The sequence below is a fragment of the Streptomyces sp. 4N124 genome (assembly GCF_052245395.1).
Classification (GTDB): Bacteria; Actinomycetota; Actinomycetes; order Streptomycetales; family Streptomycetaceae; genus Streptomyces.
In genome coordinates, this window is the sequence record NZ_JBQQBS010000055.1 from 1 (window position 1) to 20,468 (window position 20,468).

At 71.3% G+C, this 20,468-nt stretch carries 10 protein-coding genes and 1 pseudogene; 6 read left to right on the plus strand and 5 right to left on the minus strand.

Going from position 1 to position 20,468, the window contains the following annotated elements; genetic code table 11:
- The first annotated feature begins 18 nt into the window (after positions 1 to 18).
- Genes ACTWQO_RS37905 through ACTWQO_RS37920 form a run of 4 tightly spaced genes read left to right on the plus strand, consistent with a single transcriptional unit; the run spans position 19 to position 11,532 of the window.
- Entirely contained in the window at positions 19 to 6,996 is a 6,978-nt protein-coding gene (locus ACTWQO_RS37905; protein WP_443241921.1) for a hypothetical protein, read from the plus strand.
- Entirely contained in the window at positions 6,993 to 9,602 is a 2,610-nt protein-coding gene (locus tag ACTWQO_RS37910; RefSeq protein ID WP_443241922.1) for a right-handed parallel beta-helix repeat-containing protein, read from the plus strand. Before ACTWQO_RS37905 ends, ACTWQO_RS37910 begins: the two co-directional genes overlap by 4 nt.
- A gap of 52 nt (positions 9,603 to 9,654) precedes the next feature.
- Positions 9,655 to 10,497: an RICIN domain-containing protein gene (locus tag ACTWQO_RS37915; RefSeq protein WP_443241923.1), complete on the plus strand. Its 843-nt coding sequence runs from the start codon at positions 9,655 to 9,657 to the stop codon at positions 10,495 to 10,497.
- Between the two features lie 21 nt (positions 10,498 to 10,518).
- Entirely contained in the window at positions 10,519 to 11,532 is a 1,014-nt protein-coding gene (locus ACTWQO_RS37920; RefSeq protein ID WP_443241924.1) for a hypothetical protein, read from the plus strand.
- Positions 11,533 to 11,634: 102 nt separating this feature from the next.
- Here the strand turns inward: ACTWQO_RS37920 and ACTWQO_RS37925 are convergent.
- From ACTWQO_RS37925 to ACTWQO_RS37945, 5 genes and pseudogenes are all read right to left on the minus strand, one after another.
- Positions 11,635 to 12,572, minus strand: a pseudogene (locus ACTWQO_RS37925) (dihydrodipicolinate synthase family protein).
- Positions 12,569 to 13,600 (minus strand): oligopeptide/dipeptide ABC transporter ATP-binding protein, encoded by a 1,032-nt coding sequence (locus ACTWQO_RS37930; protein ID WP_443241925.1) that lies wholly within the window; start codon positions 13,598 to 13,600, stop codon positions 12,569 to 12,571. The pseudogene ACTWQO_RS37925 and the gene ACTWQO_RS37930 overlap by 4 nt, the downstream one beginning before the upstream one ends.
- Positions 13,597 to 15,567, minus strand: coding sequence for a dipeptide/oligopeptide/nickel ABC transporter permease/ATP-binding protein (locus ACTWQO_RS37935; protein WP_443241926.1), 1,971 nt, complete (start codon positions 15,565 to 15,567; stop codon positions 13,597 to 13,599). The genes ACTWQO_RS37930 and ACTWQO_RS37935 overlap by 4 nt, the downstream gene beginning before the upstream one ends.
- Positions 15,567 to 16,526, minus strand: coding sequence for an ABC transporter permease (locus ACTWQO_RS37940; RefSeq protein WP_443241927.1), 960 nt, complete (start codon positions 16,524 to 16,526; stop codon positions 15,567 to 15,569). The genes ACTWQO_RS37935 and ACTWQO_RS37940 overlap by 1 nt, the downstream gene beginning before the upstream one ends.
- A 27-nt stretch (positions 16,527 to 16,553) precedes the next feature.
- Complete coding sequence (locus ACTWQO_RS37945) at positions 16,554 to 18,179, minus strand: ABC transporter substrate-binding protein (protein ID WP_443241928.1); 1,626 nt, start codon at positions 18,177 to 18,179, stop codon at positions 16,554 to 16,556.
- A 235-nt stretch (positions 18,180 to 18,414) separates the two neighbouring features.
- Between ACTWQO_RS37945 and ACTWQO_RS37950 the strand changes: the two genes are divergently transcribed.
- Together ACTWQO_RS37950 and ACTWQO_RS37955 are read left to right on the plus strand one after the other, a co-directional pair.
- Positions 18,415 to 19,134 carry a FadR/GntR family transcriptional regulator gene (locus ACTWQO_RS37950; protein ID WP_443241929.1) on the plus strand — a complete coding sequence of 240 codons (720 nt, stop codon included), beginning with the start codon at positions 18,415 to 18,417 and terminating at the stop codon, positions 19,132 to 19,134.
- Positions 19,135 to 19,314: 180 nt separating this feature from the next.
- Positions 19,315 to 20,442, plus strand: a complete 1,128-nt coding sequence (locus ACTWQO_RS37955; protein WP_443241930.1) for an abortive phage infection protein — start codon at positions 19,315 to 19,317, stop codon at positions 20,440 to 20,442.
- Positions 20,443 to 20,468: the final 26 nt, after the last annotated feature.

Here is a 20,468-nt window from a genome sequence, read left to right on the forward strand (position 1 = left end):
GTACCGAGTCTGGGTTCGGTGGCGTCCGGTCCGACCGCGGTGCGGGTGGACATGCCCTCGGTGGACGCGCGGGTGACCGACATCCCCTCGGCCATCCCCTCGGCGCACGGCGTCGGTTCCGTGTCGCCACCGTCCGTCGGCCAGGTCGATGTCCCGGCCGTCGCCCAGGTCAACGTGCCCACGATGGGCCTTGGGCAGGTCAACGCGCCCACGGTGAACATGGGGGGCGTGCCGGACGTCCCCGCGGTGGGCGTGCACCAGGTCAACGTGCCTAGCCTCGGGGCGGTGGCGAACGGCCCGACGACGGCGCGGGTGGACGCCCCGGGGATGGCCGCCCGGGTGACTGACATCCCCTCGGTGAACGGCGTCGGCTCGACCCTGGGCCGGGTGGATGTCCCGTCGGTCGGCAGCGTGAACGTGCCATCCGTCGGCCGCGTGGACGTCCCGTCGGTCGCCGGCGTGAACGTGAACCTGTCGACGGTGGGCCGGGTGGATGTCCCGGCGGCGGGTGGGGTGAGTCTGTCGACCGTGGGTCGGGTGGATGTGCCGGCCGCGGGTGGTGTGGGTGTGGCGCCGGTGGGGCGCGTGGATGTGCCGGCGGCGGGTGGGGTCGGTGTGCCGCCGGTGGGCCGGGTGGATGCTCCGGCCACGGGAGGCGTGAACGTTCCGTCCGCGGGTCGCGTCGACGTTCCGGCCACCGGGAGCGTCAATGTGCCGTCCGTGGGCCGCGTGGACCTCCCCGGCACCGGCAACGCGGGCGGACCGACAGGGGTCGTGTCGGACGTCCCGGCCGGGGCCGCCCACGTGGACGCACCGCCCGCGTCCGCTCTCGGCCGGGTGGACGCGCCCGTCACCGGCACGCCCGCGGTGAACCCGGCGCCGGCGAACGCGCTGACCGGGACCCCGACACCGGGCGGAGTCCAGCACACGCCCACGGGCGGGCTCGACGGCAGCCCGGCCTCGCACGTACCGCCGCCCGGCACCGGGGGACCGGCCAGGAACGGCGGCCTGGGCCTGCCCGGCAACGACAGCCTCGTCGTCGACCTGCCCAGGCTCGGCCGCGTCGACCTGACCGCGTTCCGTGACCAGCACCGCAGCATCCGGGTCTTCGTGCAGGACGGCCAGTCGCTGAACTTCCAGCACACCTTCACCAACATCCCCGGCCTGCCCAACGTGCGGGTCGAAGTCACCCCGACGGCCACCGGGCCGCGGGTCGTCCCCGACACTCCGGGAGTCCGGGCGACCTACGAGACACCGTCGGGCGGAGGCGACCAGTTCCTGCGGGTGGAGCAGGACCTCGGCAACGGCTCGGTCCGCCGGACCGACTACCACCTGAACGCCGGCCTGAACCACCAGCAGATCGGTACCCAGATCGTCCGGGGCATCGAGCTCCAGACCCTCACGCCTCAGGCCCCGCCTCCGCACATCACCGTGGCCGGACCCTCCGGAACCAACAGCGCACCCGCCCACGCCGTCAACGTGCCCGGCCTGGACGGCGTCCGCGTCGACATCACCCCGGGGTCGCGCCCCAACATCGTCAACCCGGACGGTGTCCAGGGTCTGCGCGCAGAACGCATCGGCCAAGGCAACGTCGTCCGCATCGAGCACGTCAACGGGGGCGAGACCCGCCACTGGGACTTCGACGTGGACGCCCACGGCACCCGTCTGGTCGGCGCCGAGCACCAGATCACCCTGCAGAGCGGCCACTTCGGCGGTACGAGGGTCGGCATCGACGTACTGCCGGGCGGCACAAACGGAATACGGCACCTCGACGCGGCCGGGGCACCCCAGCCGGGCGGTGTCACCCAGGTCGGCGGCGAGTACCGCGTCCCCGGGCCAGGCAACCGCACGGTCGTCTACGACGCCAACTTCACGCACGCGTATGACGAACTTCCGTTGAACGGGGGTGCGTTGGGTGGTGGGGTGCTGCGGATCGACGCCAACGGTACGGTCGGTGTGATCGGTCGGCCCGGCGTCAACGTCACGGTCTTGCCGGGCAACGGCGGTTTCCATGTGGGTGAGGCGAACGGCAGCTGGCTGCGGGTGTACGGGGCCGACGGTGGTTATGTGCACCGGGTTCTGCCGGTGCCGGGCGGCAACTTGGTCCGTTTCCCGGAGGGGACCCGTACGACGCACGATCTGCTCGATGCGGGCGGCAATCCGGTGCCGGGCGCTCGTGTGGAGCCACAGCAGCCGACCGGTTTCCGTGTCGAGAGCGGTGCCGGTCAGCCGCACGTCGTGGTCGACGGCGCGGGTGTTCAGACGCATACGGCCCGGCCGCTGAACGGTGGTGCGGCGAACGGCCAGTTCGTCCACACGCCCGTCGCGGGCCAGCCGGGCGGGATCATCCGTACCGACGCGGCGGGGGCACCCCAGGGCGGCATCACCCAGGTCGGCGGCGAGTACCGCATGCCGGGCGCCAACAACCGGTTCGTGGTGTACGACGCAAACTTCACGCACGCGTACGACGAACTCCCGCTGACCGGGGGCGCATTGAACGGTGGGGCACTGCGGATCGACCACAACGGCACGGTCGGTGTGACCGGTCGGCCCGGCGTCAACGTCACGGTCTTGCCGGGCAACGGCGGTTTCCATGTGGGTGAGGCGAACGGCAGCTGGCTGCGGGTGTACGGGGCCGACGGTGGTTACGTCCACCGGGTTCTGCCGGTGCCGGGCGGCAATATGGTCCGCTTCCCCGAGGGGGGCCGTACGACGCACGATCTGCTCGACGCTGGCGGCAATCCGGTGCCGGGCGCTCGTGTGGAGCCACAGCAGCCGACCGGTTTCCGTATCGAGAGCGGTGCCGGTCAGCCGCACGTCGTGGTCGACGGCGCGGGTGTTCAGACGCACACGGCCCGGCCGCTGAACGGCGGTGCGGCGAACGGCCAGTTCGTCCACACGCCCGTCGCGGGCCAGCCGGGCGGGATCATCCGTACCGACGCGGCGGGGGCACCCCAGGGCGGCATCACCCAGGTCGGCGGCGAGTACCGCGTCCCGGGCGCAAACAACCGCACGGTCGTCTACGACGCCAACTACCAGCACGTGTACGACGAACTCCCGCTGACCGGGGGCGCGTTGAATGGCGGGGTGCTACGGATCGACCCCGCCGGCACGGTCCGGCTGAACGGGTACCCGACCGCGACCGCCGTCCCCCAGCCGGGCGACGGCAACGGCTTCCGCGTCCTCCGCGGCAACGACCATGTCGCCGTGGACATCAGGGGTAACCACACCGCCGATGTCCGGGAGCTGACCGGCGGCACCGGCCCCCACACGAACGGCGAGTTCGTCCACATGCCGGTCAACGGACCGGCCGTACTCAAGCAGGGCGACGGCTCCGCCATCCCGAACTCCCACATCACCGTTCGCGCCGACGGCAGTTTCCTCGTCGATCACCCGACCGCCCTCCGCGTCCACCGGGCGGCGGACGGCCGCGTCGACATCGACACCGTCCGGCTCCAGAACGCGGTCGGTGTGCCGGTCGGCCAGAACGTCCGCGCCCACCCCGGCGGGGCCCTGGAGCTGGTGGACAACAACCTGGCCGAGATACCGAACATCAAGGTCACCGCGCGGCCCGGCGGCGGACACCGTGTGGAGCAGACGGACGGCGGCTTCCAGCTCTACGGCATCAACGGCAGGCTGGACCGCTCCGTGATCGACACCGGCCATGGCGGCGTCTTCCGCGTCGACGACGGGAACGGCACGCACCTGTACGACAGCGTCCGGCTCGGCGACGGCATCGGCACCCGCTTCCTGCGTACGGACCTGAACCAGCTCCGCGTCCTGGACGCCGACCTGACCCCGACACCCGGCAACGTCACCCGCGAGCCGAGCGGCCAGTACCGGGTCGACGGTGTCGGCGCCCCGCACCAGGGCGAGTTCAAGCGGTACGACGCCGACGGCCGTCTCGCCTTCCAGCGGATCAACGTCATCCACGAGGGCCAGATCAAGCCCAACCAGCACATCGAGGTGACCTACCCGAACCCGGCCGGGGGCGGCGGCGCCAAGCCGACCTGGCAGCGGATCCACCTGGACGCGGCCGGCAACCCGGTGCCACCGACCGGGAACCGGCCCTGGTACGACGGCGGGACGGTCGACCTCAAGGGCGTCGACCACGGCCGGGTCCGGCTGCTCGGCCACTCCGGCACCGAGGTGTTCGAGCGCCGCCCGCTGCCGTTCGGCACCGGCGGCTCCATCGATGCCTTCCACTCCGCCGCCGGGGTCGGCGCGTTCGGCCGCTTCAACCAGCGCGGTGTGTGGACCGAGTTCGACGGGGCCGGCGCGGCGGTCCGCTACGGCACCCGGCACTGGGGCGAGAGCGGCCGCAGCTACTTCGACGTCACCACGGTCCGGGGCGTCGACACCCGCGTCCGCCATTTCCAGCAGAACCCGGACGGCGGCCATGTGCTGGCGAGCCTGGACCGATCGGTCTGGACGCAGAGCGCGGGCCGCGGCACCTGGCACCGCTTCGACGCGGACTACAACCACCTGGCGGAGGGGGCCAGGAAGTGGGGTCCGGGCCGGGGCTGGACGGACACCATGGCCCACCCGAAGACCGGCGCGAACACCGTCGTCCACGAGAAGTTCGGCCGCTTCACCCCGACCCCGCACGACGTACGCCGCTACTTCCAGGTGGAGATGGGCGCGGACGGCATCCCCAAGCGGGACTGGATGTCCCACTCGCCGCACGGCAAGGAGAACGGCCGCGGTACGACGCTGAGCAACGGCGACTTCCTGGAGACCCACCGGATCGCCGAGCAGCGCCCGCCGTTCTTCGCACGCTGGGCGATGAGCGGGGACTACCGGGCCACCAGCCTGGCCGACGCGAGCTGGCTGCGGTTCGACGGCAAATACCAGATCCACGAGTGGAAGCTCACGCCCGCCGCCGGCGGACTGCCCGAGCGGGGTGTGCGGTTCGTCAGCATGAGCGGTGTCACGACGGACATCGCGAGGAACGGACAGGTCGTCCGGGTGACCGGCAAGACGGCGAGCGGCAATGACCTCACCGTCGGCGACGTCCCGCTGCCGAACGGTGTCAACCGGCAGGCCAACTACCTGCCCTGGTCCGAGGGCGCGGGCAAGCTCGACGGCCACCGCACGTACGTGGCCGCCGACTTCCACGTGCCGCCGGGCCACCAGCGAGGCGACATCCTCTTCCAGGACCGCTTCACCCCCAACCGGGCCGACGGCGACTGGTACTCGCCCGACCCGAACAAGCAGTGGGAGGTCGCCCGCACCGGCTTCAAGGACGGCACGGTGATCGAGTACCGGCCCGCCCCCGCCGTCCGCCCGGACGGCCAGGCGGGCAACGGCGACATCGCCTTCCGGCAGAACATCCACGCGGGCACCGGCGACTGGACGAAGTACGATCCCCACGGCATGGTCGTCGGCCGCAAGGACACCTGGCCCGACCCGGCCGGCGGCGGCAACAACACCGTCACGATCACCGCCACGGGCCCGGCGGGCGCCAAGACCCTGGAGTGGCACGGCCCGAACGGCACCCACGGCATCCGGCAGACACAGCACCAGCGGGGCATGGAGACCTGGGCCTGGGACAAGGAGTCGTTCCAGGACTTCGACGGGGGAAGGCTGATCCGCGAGCACCGGCTGCTCGGGGACGGCACCACCGTCGACGCCTGGCGTGTCAGCCGGGACCCGAACACCGGCGCCGAGACCTGGCAGTGGAACAAGATCGACCGGCACGGCAACGTCATGGACTTCGGCGGCGGCGCCCCGCACCGGGTGCGGAACTGGATCGACTCCAACGGCAATGTGCTCCCCGGCTGGCGGCCCGACGCCCGCTGGCAGGACCAGGTGGCCACTCCGGACCCGAACAACCCGGCCACCATCAACACCATGACCGTGCAGGAGATCCCGGCCCGCCCGGCCACCGGACCGATCCACAGCTGGGCCACCGACGCGCCGTTCCGGGTGCGCGAGTACGTGCCCGACGTGGGCGGCACGTTCAACTCCAACGTGTGGAAGGAGTTCGACAACGGGATCGACATCCGCCGCAAGACCGATCTCGGCGACGGCACCTTCCTGGAGAGCGAGGAGTGGCACAAGCAGTGGCGGCGCTACGGCGGCCCGACCGGCACGACACTCCTGGAGCAGCGCGCCATCTCCGGGTACATCTGGAGCAGCGACACCTTCGGCCGGACCACGCTCATCGGCCGTGAGACCAACTTCATCGGCGCGCTCGGCGAGTACCGGGGCTTCAGCCGGATGTGGCGCGAGCCCAACCGCTGGGACTTCGGCCGCAGTGTCGGCGGCGAGTCCGTGTACACCCCGTTCGCCGGGAAGGCCGCCCAGATGCTGGCCGTCGAGATGGGCCAGGAGTGGCTGCTCGACTTCAGCATGAACCTGGTCGTCTACGGCATCGTCGCGGCCGCCACCGGCGGCGAGTTCGGCTGGAACGACGTCGCCAAGGCGGCCTTCGGCGCGACCGTCAGCGCGGGCGTCAAGGGCACCCTCTCCGCCGGGCACCTCGCCACCTTCCGGGGCGGGCCCTGGAAGACCGGCCTCGGCCAGATCGACATGGGCCAGCCGTACTCCCGGCGCCCCAACGACGACAGCTGGCAGAGCGAGTTCGCGGGCAACGAGAAGGTCACCCGCTGGCGCTCGGGCACGTACGACTTCGGCCTCGGCATCTTCGGCGGTGCCCTCTCCGGCTTCATCGGCGGCAGCGCGAGCGCGGCGATCTTCGGTGTGAAGGACAAGGACGGCAACACCGTCCACCTCTACGGCACCGACGCGCTGCTCGTGGGCGCGGCCGGTGCGGCGGCCGGCGTGATCGGAGGCGTCACCACCGGCCTCGGCCGGACGATCCTGACCCAGAACCTGGCCGGACGCTGGTACCACCGCCAGGGCTTCTTCGACATCTTCGTGGTGGCGGGCATGGGCAAGCTGGCCGACAAGATCTTCGCCAACATGTACTTGACAGGCGCGATCCGCGACTCGGTCGTCGGGGACGTCGGAAACAGCGGGGGCGGCGCATGACGGACCGGACCATCAGGGTCGCGCCGAAGGGCCGGGGCGCCCACCGCAGCATCGCCTCGGCGCTCGCCGCCGCGCCCGCGGGCGCGGTCGTCACCGTCGCGCCCGGCGAGTACGAGGAGACCCTGCGGCTCGACCGGCGTGTCACGCTGGAGCCGGAGTACGGCCCCGGCTCGGTCGTCCTGCGGGCCCCCGCGGGCATCGCCCTCACCGTCACCGCCCCGGAGTGCCTGCTGACCGGCCTGGTGCTGCGCGGCGCGGACCCCGTGGAGGCGCTGATCCGGGTCGAGGATGCCGCCGGGCTCAGCCTGGAGGACTGCCGGCTCGGCCACGGCCGCATCGAGGTGCTCGGCTCCCCGGACGGCTCCGGAGCTGTCGCCAACGCCGCCCTGGACCTGGACAGCGACCTGGCCGCCGAGCTGGCGGACCCGCTGGGCGGCGGAGTCCTGGTGCTGCGCGGGACCCGGCTCAGCGGTGCCCAGCACACCGCACTGCACCTCGCCGGGGACGCCCGCGCCCGTGTCGAGGACACGGTGATCGAGTCGGTCGACGGCATCGGCGCCGTACTGTCCGGCACGGCCGTGCTGCTCGCCGAGCGGCTGCGGATCCAGGAGAACTCCGGATCCGCGCTGCGAGTTCGCGGAGCATCACGGCTGCTGGTGCGCGACGCGCGCCTGGTGGGCGCCGGACGCAACGGCGTCCTCGTCCAGGACACCGCCGAAGCGCTGCTGGCCGAGTGCCGGATCGAGGGCGTGGCCCGCTCCGGTGTCCAGATCTCGCACGAGGCCCGGGCCGAGCTGACCGACTGCCGGATCACCGGGGCGGGCGGCCACGGCCTGGAGGCCGGCGACGCGTCCCGGCTGACGGCACGTGGCTGCCATGTGCTGGACCCGGCGGGCCGTGGGCTGCTGGCGGCGGGCGGAGCGACGGTGATGCTGGCCGACTCGCTGTTCGCCCGCACGGGCGGACCGGCCCTGCAGCTGGACGAGCGGGCGGTCGCGGTGGTGACCGGCTGCCGGGTGTCCGGCAGCGGGGAGCACGCCCTGGTGGCCGCCGACAGCGCGCAGGCCGAGGTCACCCGGACCACGCTGGCCGGGGCGCGGGCGTGCGGAGTGCAGGTGGACGACGAGGCACAGGTGGTGCTGGCCGCCGTACGGGTGGAGGACGGCGAGACGGGCGTACGGGTGCGCTCCGGCCGGGAGTCGCAGCTCCTGGACTGCTCGGTGACCGGTCAGCGGCGGGGCGGTGTCGAGCTGACGGCCGACGCGGTCGCCGTGCTGCGCGGTACCCGTGTCGCCGAGGTGGGCGGCGCGGGCGTGACCGTCGACACCGGGGCCCGGCTGGTCATGGAGGGCGGCGGAGTCTCCGGGGCGGGGGCCGGCGGCCTGGTCCTGGGACAGAAGGCACAGGCCGAGGTGCGGGGCATACGGATCGACGGCACCGGCAAGAACGGCATCCTCGTCGGCGAGGAGTCCGGCGGCACCTTCGACCACTGCGATGTCTCGGCCACCGCGTTCCCCGCGCTGCACATGGCCCGGGGCGCCACCCCGCGATTCCGGGGCTGCCGGGTCTTCGACTGCGGCCACGACGCGCAACTCGCCGAGGGCGCCGAGCCGGAGTTCGAGGACTGCGCCGCGATCCGGGTCGGCACGGCCCTGCTCCCGACGCTCTCGGACCTGCCGACGGCTCCCGCCACACCCCGCACACCCGCGGGAACCCCGGCCACCCCCGCCGAGCCGGCGACCGGCACCCCCGGCCTGGCCCAGCGGGGCGAGCCCGAACCCGAGCCGGAGACCCTGGAGGACCTGCTCGCCGAGCTGAACGAACTCGTCGGCCTGGACGGCGTCAAACGCGACGTCGGCGGCATGGTCAAGCTGATGCAGACCGTGCGGCTGCGCGAGCAGGCGGGCCTGCCCGCCCCGCCGCTCAGCCGCCACCTGGTCTTCGCCGGCAACCCCGGCACCGGCAAGACGACCGTCGCCCGCCTCTACGGCCGCCTCCTCAAGGCTCTCGGCCTGCTCGCCCGCGGCCACCTGGTCGAGGTCGACCGCAGCGCCCTCGTCGGCGAGTACGTCGGCCACACCGGCCCGAAGACCACCGAGGCCTTCCACCGCGCCCGGGGCGGCGTCCTCTTCATCGACGAGGCGTACGCCCTGGTCCCGGCCGGGGCCGCGAACGACTTCGGCGGCGAGGCGATCGCCACCCTGGTCAAGCTGATGGAGGACCACCGGGACGAGGTCGTCGTCATCGCCGCCGGATACCCGGACGACATGGACCGCTTCATCGGCTCCAACCCCGGCCTGTCCTCCCGCTTCACCCGCAGTCTGGTCTTCGCCGACTACTCCACGGCCGAACTGGTCAGCATCGTCGAGCACCACGCCCAGCGCCACCAGTACGAACTCAGCACGGCCGCCCGCAAGGCGCTGGCCGAGCACGTCGAACTGATTCCGCGCAACGACCGGTTCGGCAACGGCCGCACGGCCCGCCAGCTCTTCCAGACCATGACGGAACGTCAGGCCATGCGGGTCGCCGAACTGACCGCGCCCGAGGCGGCCCAACTCGTGCTGCTGGACGAGCAGGACCTGCCCCAGCCCGCCACACCCGTCTGACCGTCCCCTGTCCCTCCTACGGCCCCCACTCCCGACTCCCGGAGCAACCCCCATGCCCCCGAAGCCCTCGAAATCCCCGCAGCGCTTCTCGGAGACCTTCGCCGGCAGACCCGCCCGCTCGCCCCGCGGCCTCGTGCCCGGGCGCCGGGTCTGGATCAGCCTGGGCTGGGCCGGTGCCGTGGCTGCCGTCTGCGCCCTCGGCATCCCGCTGGTAGGCAGCGGGGCCCCTGCCTCGGACAACGGCGCCGAAGTGACCGCGGCGGGCGGCATCCCGGCCACGTCGCCCGCTCCGTCGCCCACGCCCACGCCCTCCCTCAAGTCCGCACCCCCCTCCAGAACCCCGGGGAAGACCACGAAGGAGACCGGGACCCCGGACACGGCCCAGGCCCCGAACCACCCGGGCACCGTAGCCACTGTCACCGCCACCGCGAGTAGCAAGCCACCCGCCGCCAAGCAGAAGCCCGCCCCCGAGACCAGGCGCACCCCCGAATCCACCACCTCCGGCCAGGACTTCTCCCGCCCCCTCGGCCAGATATCCGGCCACTACGACGGGTTCATCGGCAAGTGCGTCCAACTCGTCGGCAGCGCCCTCCAGTTGTACGGCTGCGACGGAGGCTCCGACCAGCAGTGGCAGTTCGCCGCCAACGGCACCCTCCGCAAGGACGGCCGCTGTCTGTCCCTGGCCGGCCGCTCCACCAGCGACGGCACCCGGGTCGTCATGGCCTCCTGCGACGCGACCACGGTCACCCAGTGGCGCTACAGCGCCGCCTACGACATCGTCAACGTCGCCGCCGACAAGTGCCTCGATGTCGCCAACGCCGCCACCACCGACGGCGCTCCGCTCCAGATCGCCTGGTGCTCGGGCAACGCGGCCCAGAAGTGGACGGTCCCCTGAGCGGGTCCGCGGAAGCCGTTCGTGACGTACCAGACGTACCAGAAGACGATGCCCGACTCACCGTCCACGATTCCCGGAGCACCCCCGATGCCCACACCGTCACCGAAGCCTTCGAAGTCCCCGAAGTTCTCAAAGTCGCCGAACGGCTTCTCGGACACCTTCGCCCGCAAACCGGCCCGTTCACCCCGTGGTCTCGTGCCAGGGCGTCGGGTCTGGCTCAGCCTGGGCTGGGGCGGTGCCCTGACGGCCGTCCTCGCCGTCGGCGTCACGCTCGTCGGCAGTGACGTCTTCACCTCGGACGACAGCGGCAAAGTGGTCACCGCGGAGAGCGTCCCCACCTCACCCGCTCCCTCGCGCACCCCTTCGCCCACACCCACTCCGACGCCCACCAGAACCAAGTCCACCCCCACCCCCAAAGCCGTGGTCCCGCCCCCTCCGCCCGTCGTGACACCGGAGACCTCGTCCGCGGCACCGGTCGCGTCGGCGCCGGCCGCCGGTACGGGGTCCGGGGGCGACGTGACGAAGGAGGCGGCCAAGCCGCGGGTGAGGACCGCCGCGGTCGCCGTGCAGGCGCTGGCCACGCGGAATCCGGGCCGGCACATCTGCTACCGGGCCTATGTGGAGAACCTCGGCTGGCAGGCCGCGGTGTGCGACGGCGCCACCGCCGGCACGGTGGGCCAGGGCAGGCCGATCAAGGCGCTGAACATCGCCGTGTCCGGCACCAACGGCACAGCCGCCACCGCCTTCGTCCACAACCCCGACTCGACCGACGGCAAGGGGCACTACCCCACTGGGTGGAAGGGCGCGGTCGACGGCATCGACAACTACATCGGCAGCAGCAAGAACAGCGCTCCGGACATGCTGGGTTTCGCCATCAACGTCGGTGAGAGCACGAGTGTCATCTGCCAGACCTCGAACGTCCGCAACGAGGGCTGGCACGGCATGGGTTGCGACGAACCCGGCGGCGAGAACCTGATCTTCGGCGGAACCCTGAACAACGACCTGTGGCTAGAAGCAGTCAAGTTCACTGTGTGAGCTGACCTTGAGCGAAGCGCCCCGATAGGGGCGCGGGGCTGTATCGATATGCGGCTCCGCCGCGTGGGCGCGACCAGCCACAACGGCGCCGCAAAGAACCGACTACAACAACCCCGCCGCAGCGAGATGCTTCCCCACCCTCTCCACCTCGTCCTCCGCCAGCGGCACCTGCGGCTCCGCCGTCGCCGCGCACGCGATGACGCCCCGCAACTGCAACGCCGCCTTGAACGCACCGAGCGCCGAAGAACTGCCCCCCATCCGCGCCGGATCACCGACGCCCACCATGCCGAACAGCCCGCACAGCCGCTCCTGTTCGGCGCGGGCCCGGTCCCAGTCGCCCGCGCGGCAGAGCCGGTAGAGGCGGACGTAGCCGTGCGGGTCGACGTTGGCGAGGCCGGGCACCGCCCCGTCCGCGCCCAGCGCGAGCGCCGCGTCGACGATCACCTCGGAGCCGGTCAGCACGCTGAAGCCGGTGATGCCGGGGTGGGTGCGGACGCCGGTCACGACGGTGCGGAAGGCGCCCAGGTCGCCGCTGGAGTCCTTCAGCCCGGCCAGCACGCCGTCGGTGGCGAGCTCCAGGACCAGGTCGGCGGGGAGCTTCGTGTGGACGGCCATCGGGAGGTCGTACGCCACGACGGGCACGGGGGAGGCGGCGGCGATCCGCCGGTAGTGGCGGGCGATCTCGGCGCGGTGGGTGCGCGTGTAGAAGGGCGCCGTCACGACGACCGCGTCCGCGCCCTCCTCCGTCACCTCCGCCACATGGTCCAGCACCCGCGGTGTGTCGTCATGTCGATCGCGCCGGCCAGCAGCGGCAGCCGCCCGCCCAGATGCGCCGCCACCGACTTCACGACCAGCCTGCGCTGCCCGTCCGTCAGAAACGCGGCCTCCGAGGACGACCCGAGCACGAACAGCCCGTCCACCCCGCCGTCGATGAGATGGTCGACCAGCCTGAGCAGCGAGTCCACGTCCACCTCGCGCTCCGGCGTCAGAGGCGTGCAGACGGGCGGGATCACTCCGGTCAGCGGGGTGGGGAGTTTCATGTCGGCTCCTGGTGCTCTTCCGGTACGGCCGCCTGGCTCACGAGGTCGCGGGTCGGTCGGCCCTCCTCCACTGGATGGTGACACCGGAACCGGTGCGCAGGAGTGGACGCAACGGAAAATTCGGGCATCGTGTCGGCGCACTCCCCGTCCGCCTTCCAGCAGCGGGTCCGGAAGGGGCACCCGCTCGGCGGGCGTGTCGCCGACGGCACCGGTCCGATCAGCGGGATCGGGTCGATCGGGTGCAGCAGTCCGGGGGTCGCCGAGAACAGGGCACGGGTGTACGGGTGCCGGGAACCCTCCGTCACCAGTTCGGCCGGTGCCTCCTCCACGATCCGGCCCAGGTACATCGTGATCACGCGGTCGCTCATCCGCCGCACCGTCTGGATGTCGTGCGAGACGAAGACCAGCGCGAGCCCCAGGCGCTCCTTCAGGTCGAGCAGCAGATTCAGGATCTGGGCGCGCACCGACACGTCGAGCGCGCTGGTCGGCTCGTCCGCGATCACGAGATCGGGGTCGAGGGCGAGGGCCCGGGCGATGGCGACGCGTTGCCGCTGGCCTCCGGAGAGCTGGCCGGGGAGCGCGTCGGTGAGCGCCTTCGGCAGGCCGACCAGGGACATCAACTCCCGTACGCGTGCGTCCCGTTCCTTCGCTGTGCCCTGCCGGTGCACATCCAGCGGGTCCCGCAGGATCTGCCGGACCGTCAGGCGCCGGTTCAGCGCGGTGGACGGGTCCTGGAAGATCATGCCGGTGTGGCGGCCGACCGCCGCCCGGCGTTCGGCGGGCGCCATGCTCCACAGGTCACGGCCCCGGAAGGACACCGTGCCGGACGTCGGCCGCTCCACGCCGACCAGCACCTTCGCCAGCGTCGACTTGCCGCAGCCGGACTCGCCGACGACGCCGACCGTCTCGCCGGACGCGATGGCGAGATCGGCACCGGTCAGGGCGTACACCCGGTCCCGGGTGAACAGGCCGCCGCTGCGGGCCTTGTGGACGACATGCGTGTCGGACAGCTCGACGAGCGCGCTCACTGGGCGACCTCCACGTCCATCAGGTCGACGGCCGGATGGTGGCAGGCCGCCGTATGCGTGCGGGTACCCGCCAGGACGGGAGCAGTCGTACGGCAGACCTCGCTCGCCCGCGGACACCGGTCGGCGAACCGGCAGCCCGCCGGGAAGTCCGCGGGGGACGGCACGACGCCCTTGACCTGCGTCATCCGCTCGGCCGCGCTTTCCAGGGACAGCACGCTGCCGAGCAGTCCGCGCGTGTAGTGGTGGGCGGGTGCCTCCACCAGGTCGGCGGTCACGCCCGTCTCCACGATCTGCCCGCCGTACATCACCACCACCCGGTCGGTGATGTCGGCGATCAGCGCGAGGTCGTGCGAGACGAGGATCAGCGCGAACCCCAGCTCCTCCCGCAGCCGGAGCAGCAGCTCCATGATCTGCGCCTGCACGGTCACATCGAGCGCGGTCGTCGGCTCGTCGGCGACGATCAGCATCGGGTCGCGGGACAGCGCCATGGCGATCAGGACGCGCTGGCGCTGGCCGCCGGAGAGTTCGTGCGGGTAGCTGCGCAGGGTGCGGTCGGGGTCGAGGCCGACCATCGTCAGCAGTTCCTGGGGGCTACGGCGGCCGCCGCGTCGTACGACCTGTTTGATCTGCGCGCGGATCGTCATCGCCGGGTTCAGGGACGACAGCGCGTCCTGGTAGATCATCGCCATCTCGTGGCCGAGCAGCTTGCGGCGCACGCGCATCGGCTCGGCGAGCAAGTCCCGCTGGTGGAAGCGGACTTGGCCCCGCACGCGGGCCCCCTTCGGCTCCAGGCCCATCACCGTCAGCGCGGTCAGCGACTTGCCGCAGCCCGACTCGCCCACCAGGCCGAGGACTTCACCGGGCTGCACCTCGAAGCTGATCCCGTCGACGATGTCCACGCCCTGGTGCCGGGCCTCGAAGCCGATGGCCAGGTTCTCCACCGCGAGCACCGGCTGAGCACCGCCGGGCAGCGGACGGGCCCGTGCCCGCAGCCGCGCCGCCGCCTCCGTCAGCCCCGGCAGCTGCACGATCTCCCCGCTGCCCGGCTCCGGCGCCTCCAGCCGGTCGTCCTCGTCGCGGACCTCGACCTCCCGCGCCGACGGGGCCGCCCACGCGTCCGAGACACCCTCGGAGAGGATGTTCAGCGACAGCACGGTCACCAGCATCAGCAGCCCGGGGAAGACGGTCGCCCACCAGCCGCCGGTCAGCACCATGTTCTTGCCGTCCGCGATGACACTGCCCCAGGACGGGTCCGGCGGCCGTACGCCCGCGCCGATGAAGGACAGCGACGCCTCGAAGACGATGGCCTCGGCGACCTGGACGGTGCAGAACACCAGGACCGGGGCGGCGCAGTTGATGGCCACGTGTCGCCAGACGATGTGCGGGGTGCGGGCGCCGATCACCCGCTCGGCCGTCACATAGTCCTCCCCGTACTGATCGAGCACGTTGGCCCGTACGACCCGTGCCACCGGCGGCGTGAACAGGAACGCGATCGCGCAGATGAGGACCGTGATCCCGCCGCCGAACACCGCGACCAGCACGGCGGCCAGCGCGATCCCCGGGAACGCCATCACCACGTCCAGGCAGCGCATCAGCGTCTCGTCGACGGCCTTGCGCGAGGTCGCCGCGATCGCGCCGATGAGCGCGCCCACGACGAGCGCTAGCCCGGTCGCGCCGAGCCCGATGGCGAGGGACCAGCGGGCGCCGTACATCAGCCGGCTCATGATGTCCCGGCCCAGGCTGTCCTGGCCCATCCAGTGCTCGGCGGACGGATGGCCGGTGCCGTCGACGGGCGGCTGCTGGTCGAGCGGGTCGTCCGGCGCGAGCAGCGGGGCGAACAGCGCCACCAGGACCACGACGGCCAGGAAGCAGACGGAGATCTTCGACAGCAGCGGCAGCCGGCGCCAGCCGCGCAGCCGGATGCCGGGCCGGGCCAGGGCCTCGGTGAGCCCCTTGCGCGTGAACATCAGGAGGCTTCCCTCAGTCGCGGGTTGACCAGCAGGTAGAGGATGTCGATCACGAGGTTGATGACGACGAAGCCGGTCGCGGTCGTCAGGACGACGCCCTGGACGACAGCCGGGTCGCCGTTCTTCACGGCGTCGATCATCAGCTTGCCCATGCCGGGCAGCGAGAAGATCGTCTCGATGACCACCGCGCCGCCGAGCAGATAGCCGACGCGCAGGCCGAGCACGGTGAGCGGATTGATCAGCGCGTTGCGGAGGACGTTCCGGCCGACCACCACCCGGGGCGGCAGTCCGCTGCCGATCGCTGTGCGGACGTAGTCCTTGTCCAGCTCCTCGACCACGGACGTCCTGACGATGCGCGTGAGTTGGGCCGCCACCGGCAGGGACAGCGCGAGCGCCGGGAGCGTCATCGTCTTCAGCCAGCCCGTGAAGGAGTCCGCCGGGTTGATGTAGCCGCCCGTCGGGAACCAGCCCAGGTCGACCGCCAGGTACTGGATCATCAGCAGCGCCAGCCAGAAACCGGGCGCCGCCACGCCGGTCAGCGACACGACCCGGATGATCTGGTCCGGCAGCCGGTCCCGGTAGATCGCCGCGGTCACCCCGCCGATCAGCGACAGCACCACCGCGATGCCCAGGCCCAGGAAGGTGAGCTGGAGCGTGAGCGGCAGCGCGGTCGTGACCTGGTCGATCACCGGCGCCCGGGTCAGTGCGCTGATGCCCATGTCGCCGTGGAGCAGGGCGCCCACGAAGTCGACGTAGCGCACCGGGAGCGGGTCGAGCAGACCGTTCTCCTCACGGAACTCGTGCAGTTGCTCGGGCGTCGGATTGGCGCCCTGGAAGAAGGCGGACGCCGGGTCGACGTCCGAGAACCGCATCACCAGGAACACGAACAGCACGATGCCGAGCATCAGCGGCACGAGCAGGGCGACACGGCGGGCCAGGATCCTGGCGATGGCGACCACGGACCAACTCCCGTACGACTTCGGTGGCTAGACCCACTTGGCTTGGAGCAGGTTGATTCCGGGGTACGGCTGTGCCCTTATCCCGGCGAGTTCGGTGGGGTCCCAGGCGGTCATCAGCTCGTTGTGGACGACCGGGTAGAGCACGGCCTGTTCGGCGACGACGTCGATGTAGTCCTGGATCATCGCCTTCTTCTTGTCCGCGTCCGGCTCCCGGGTCGCCGCGTCCATGTCCTTGAAGAGTTTCTTGGCGACGGCGTTGTCCGCCCAGCGCGTGTACCCCATCCACAGGTTGGTGGGCCCGTAGTTGTAGTGCATGATCAGGTCGGCGTCGAGGCCGAACTGGTTGGGGTTCGAGGCGGCGGCGACGACCTGGTAGTCCTGCTTCTGGTCCATCTTGGTGAAGACGGCCGTGGTCTCCTGCGGCGACAGCGTCGTCTTCACGCCGATCGCGTCCCAGGACGCCTTGATGGTCGGCAGGCAGTCGACGATCCAACTCACGTTCACCGCAAGGATGTCGATCTTCAGCCCGCGGACCCCGGCCTGCTTCAGCAGCGCCTTCGCCTTCTCGGGGTCGTAGTCGTAGACCGTCTTCGCGCGCCGGTAGCCGGGGTTGCCCTCGTTGAGGAAGGACGACGACGGCTTGCCGTGTCCCTTCAGCGCCACCTCGACCATCTTCTCGGTGTCGATGGCGTAGTGCAGCGCCTGCCTCACCCGCACGTCGTCGAAGGGCTTGTGCTTGGTGTTGAACATCAGGAACAGGTTGTTCATCCCGGCCCCGCCCGCGACCGTGAGCCCGCCGCTCGTGAGCTGGCCGATGTTGGCGTACGGGATGTTGTCGGCGATCTGCGCGCCCGCGCTGGCGCCGGAGATCCGGGCGACGCGCGGGGCGGCGTCCACGATCGTCAGCCAGTTCATCTTCTGGAAGGCGGCCCTGCGCGGGCCGTTGTAGTCGGCGTACGCCTCGAAGGTGGTGTTGGACTTCGGGTGGTGCGCGGTCTGCCGGTACGGTCCCGAGCCGATCGCCTTGCCCCTGATCGCGTCGTCGAAGGCACCCGGCTGCGAGAACACGTGCTTCGGCATGATCTTGGCGAGGGTGAGCCGCGAAACCCCTTCCGGGAAGGGGAACTTGAGCACCAGCTCGACGTTCTGCGCGTCGATCTTGCGGACTTCCTTCAGCCAGCTCGCGAAGAACCCCTTGGCCAGGGTCTGTGTCTTCGGGTCGAGGATCCGGTCGAAGACGAACACCACGTCGTCGGCGGTGACCGGCTTGCCGTCGTGGAAGGTGGCGCCCGCCCGCAGCGTGAACTTCCAGGACGTGCTGTTCGGGTCGCCCGGCACCTGCGTCGCGAGCGCCGCATACGGCTCGCGGGAGATCGGGTCGGTGTCGAGCAGCCCCTCGTAGATGTGGTTGTTGGCGGCCATGCAGAACGCCGACGCGGTCTGCGTGGGATCCCAGCTGCCGTCGTTGCCGTAGCCGATGACCGCGGTCAGGGTGCGGTTCTTGCCGCTGCCGCCGGTGTCATTGGTCGACTCCGGGCCCGACGAACAGGCCGACAGCGACGCGGTGACGGCGGCGGACGCTCCCAGCGCGCCGGTGTACTTCAGGAACGTCCGGCGATGCAGCGCCGGCACGTCGTCGGTCACGTCGCGCACGGTTCCTCCAGCGAGATGAGAGGGGGGATACGAGAGGACGGGCGGAAAATATGAGGAGATACGACGTCCTACGTCCTGCAGTCAGCGCGACCATAGGAGGGGCTGTGAGGGCGGTCAAGGGAACGCACACGAATGGCGTATATGCCAGAGGTCGGACCAATGACGCTGTGACATGCCGATGTTGACGAACCGTCATCGGTCAGACGTGGGACGTGGGACCTCCGGGGCGCGTACGATGCGGCGCATGTCCGCCGAGCCCAGGAACAGCCGGATACAGCGCGAGGTCGTACAGCTGATCCTCGACCGCAAGCTCCGGGTCGGTGCGCCGCTGCCCACCGAGACCGAGCTGATGGCCGACCTCGGCGTCAGCCGCAACTCCGTCCGCGAGGCCCTCAAGGCACTCCAGGCGCTCGACATCGTGGAGATCCGGCACGGCTTCGGCACGTACGTCGGGCAGGCCTCGCTGACCCCGCTGATCGACGGGCTGACCTTCCGCACACTGGCCCGGCACGAGGGCGACGCCGACGCGCTCGCCGACATCCTCCAGGTGCGCGAAGTGCTGGAGGAGGGGCTGATCCAGCGGGTGGCACCGCTGCTCACCGAGGCTGACCTGGACCGCCTAGAGTCCGTGGTGGACCGCATGGAGGCCGCGGGCCGGGCCGGTACGCCCTTCGCGGAACTCGACCGGGAGTTCCACGAGTTGCTCTACGCCTCGCTCGGCAACGCGCTCGTGCCACAGCTGCTCGGCGCCTTCTGGACCGTCTTCCGGCGGGTGGCCGGCGCCCTCGGCCGCCCCAACGAACCCGCACCGGAACTCACCGTCAGCCGCCACCGCGACATCGTCACGGCCCTGCGCGCTCACGACGTCGAGGGCGCGCAGCGCGCGATGGCCGTCCACTTCCACGGGATCGAGGCACGGACGGCGGCCCCGGCCGATCCCACCGGGGCGCGGTGAGCCGGGGCGACTGACAGGGGACGACGGAGGGGGCGCCGTCCCCTGTGCGGCGCCCCCGTGGACAGTGTTCGTGCCACGGAAGCGCCTGGATGTGCTCGGCGCAGGACCTCATACCTTGGTTGCCGAGTCATAGACCTTCGGGCGACAGCCCGGCCGGCCCCCGCTCGCCACAGTGAGGGCATGGAGAACACCAAGAACGGGATCAGCAGGGCGCGGTTCCTGGCCGGGGCCATGGCCGCCGGAGTCGCGGGGGCGGTGCTGCCGGCCACCGGTGCACGGGCGACGGAGGCGACGGCGGGACGTGGCGGGCTGCGGCACCGGGGTGTCGTCTACACCGTCGGCGCGGGGGAGACGCCCGGTACGGCCTTCAGTACCGCCCGCATGCGCAGGGACATCCGCGTTATCCGCGACGACCTGCACGCCGACACCGTCGACGTCACCGGCGACGGCGTCGAACGCCTCAACACGACCGCCACCGAGGTCGCCGAAGCCGGACTGCGCGTCTGGCTGCAGCCCACCCTCGGTGACGCCCCCGAGCGCGACATCCTCGACCACATCGCGGAGACCGGCCGGCACGCGGAACGGCTACGCCGGCAGGGCGCGGGTGTCGACTTCAGCGTGGGGTGCGAGTTCTGGCTGTTCGTGCCGGGGATCGTGCCCGGCGAGACGGTCCTGGAGCGCATCGAGAACCTCAAGAACGGCACCGTCGACTGGGCGAAGATGCAGCGCAGCCTCGACGCCTTCATCGCCAAGGCCGCCGCGGTCGGACGCTCCGTCTTCCGAGGCCGCCTGTCCTATGCCGCCGCGCAGGACGACAAGGTCGACTGGAACCTGTTCGACGTCGTCGGCATCGACTACTACTCGTCCCACCCCAACCGCGCGGACTACGTACGGGAGTTGAAGCGCTATCTGCGCTGGGGCAAGCCCCTCGCCATCACCGAGTTCGGGACGTGCACGTTCGTCGGCGCCCCCGAAGCGGGCGGCATGGGCTGGGACATCGTCGACTACGACAAGACCCCGCCGGAGATCAAGGGCAATCCGGTCCGCAGCGAGCGCACCCAGGCCGACTATCTGGTCGAGCTGCTGGACGTCTTCGAGTCGATGGGGCTGTACGCCGCCATGGCCTTCGAGTTCATCACCGCGGACGCCGAGCACCGCCCGGACGATCCTCGCTACGACCTCGACATGGCGAGCTACGCCATCACAAAGCCGATCAAGGACCGCCCGGGCGATCCGGACTCTGACTGGCACTGGGAGCCTAAGGAGGCGTTCGGGGCGGTTGCGCGCCGCTGGGGGTGCCGGGTGTAGGCCGTGAGCGTCTGCGGGTCCGTTGT

What these genes read in the sequence shown, in the direction of transcription:
- ACTWQO_RS37910 (WP_443241922.1), top strand. Translation starts at nt 6,993, where the DNA reads ATGACGGACCGGACCATCAGGGTCGCGCCGAAGGGCCGGGGCGCCCAC.
- ACTWQO_RS37915 (WP_443241923.1), top strand. Translation starts at nt 9,655, where the DNA reads ATGCCCCCGAAGCCCTCGAAATCCCCGCAGCGCTTCTCGGAGACCTTC.
- ACTWQO_RS37935 (WP_443241926.1), bottom strand. Translation starts at nt 15,567, where the DNA reads ATGTTCACGCGCAAGGGGCTCACCGAGGCCCTGGCCCGGCCCGGCATC.
- ACTWQO_RS37950 (WP_443241929.1), top strand. Translation starts at nt 18,415, where the DNA reads ATGCGGCGCATGTCCGCCGAGCCCAGGAACAGCCGGATACAGCGCGAG.
- ACTWQO_RS37955 (WP_443241930.1), top strand. Translation starts at nt 19,315, where the DNA reads ATGGAGAACACCAAGAACGGGATCAGCAGGGCGCGGTTCCTGGCCGGG.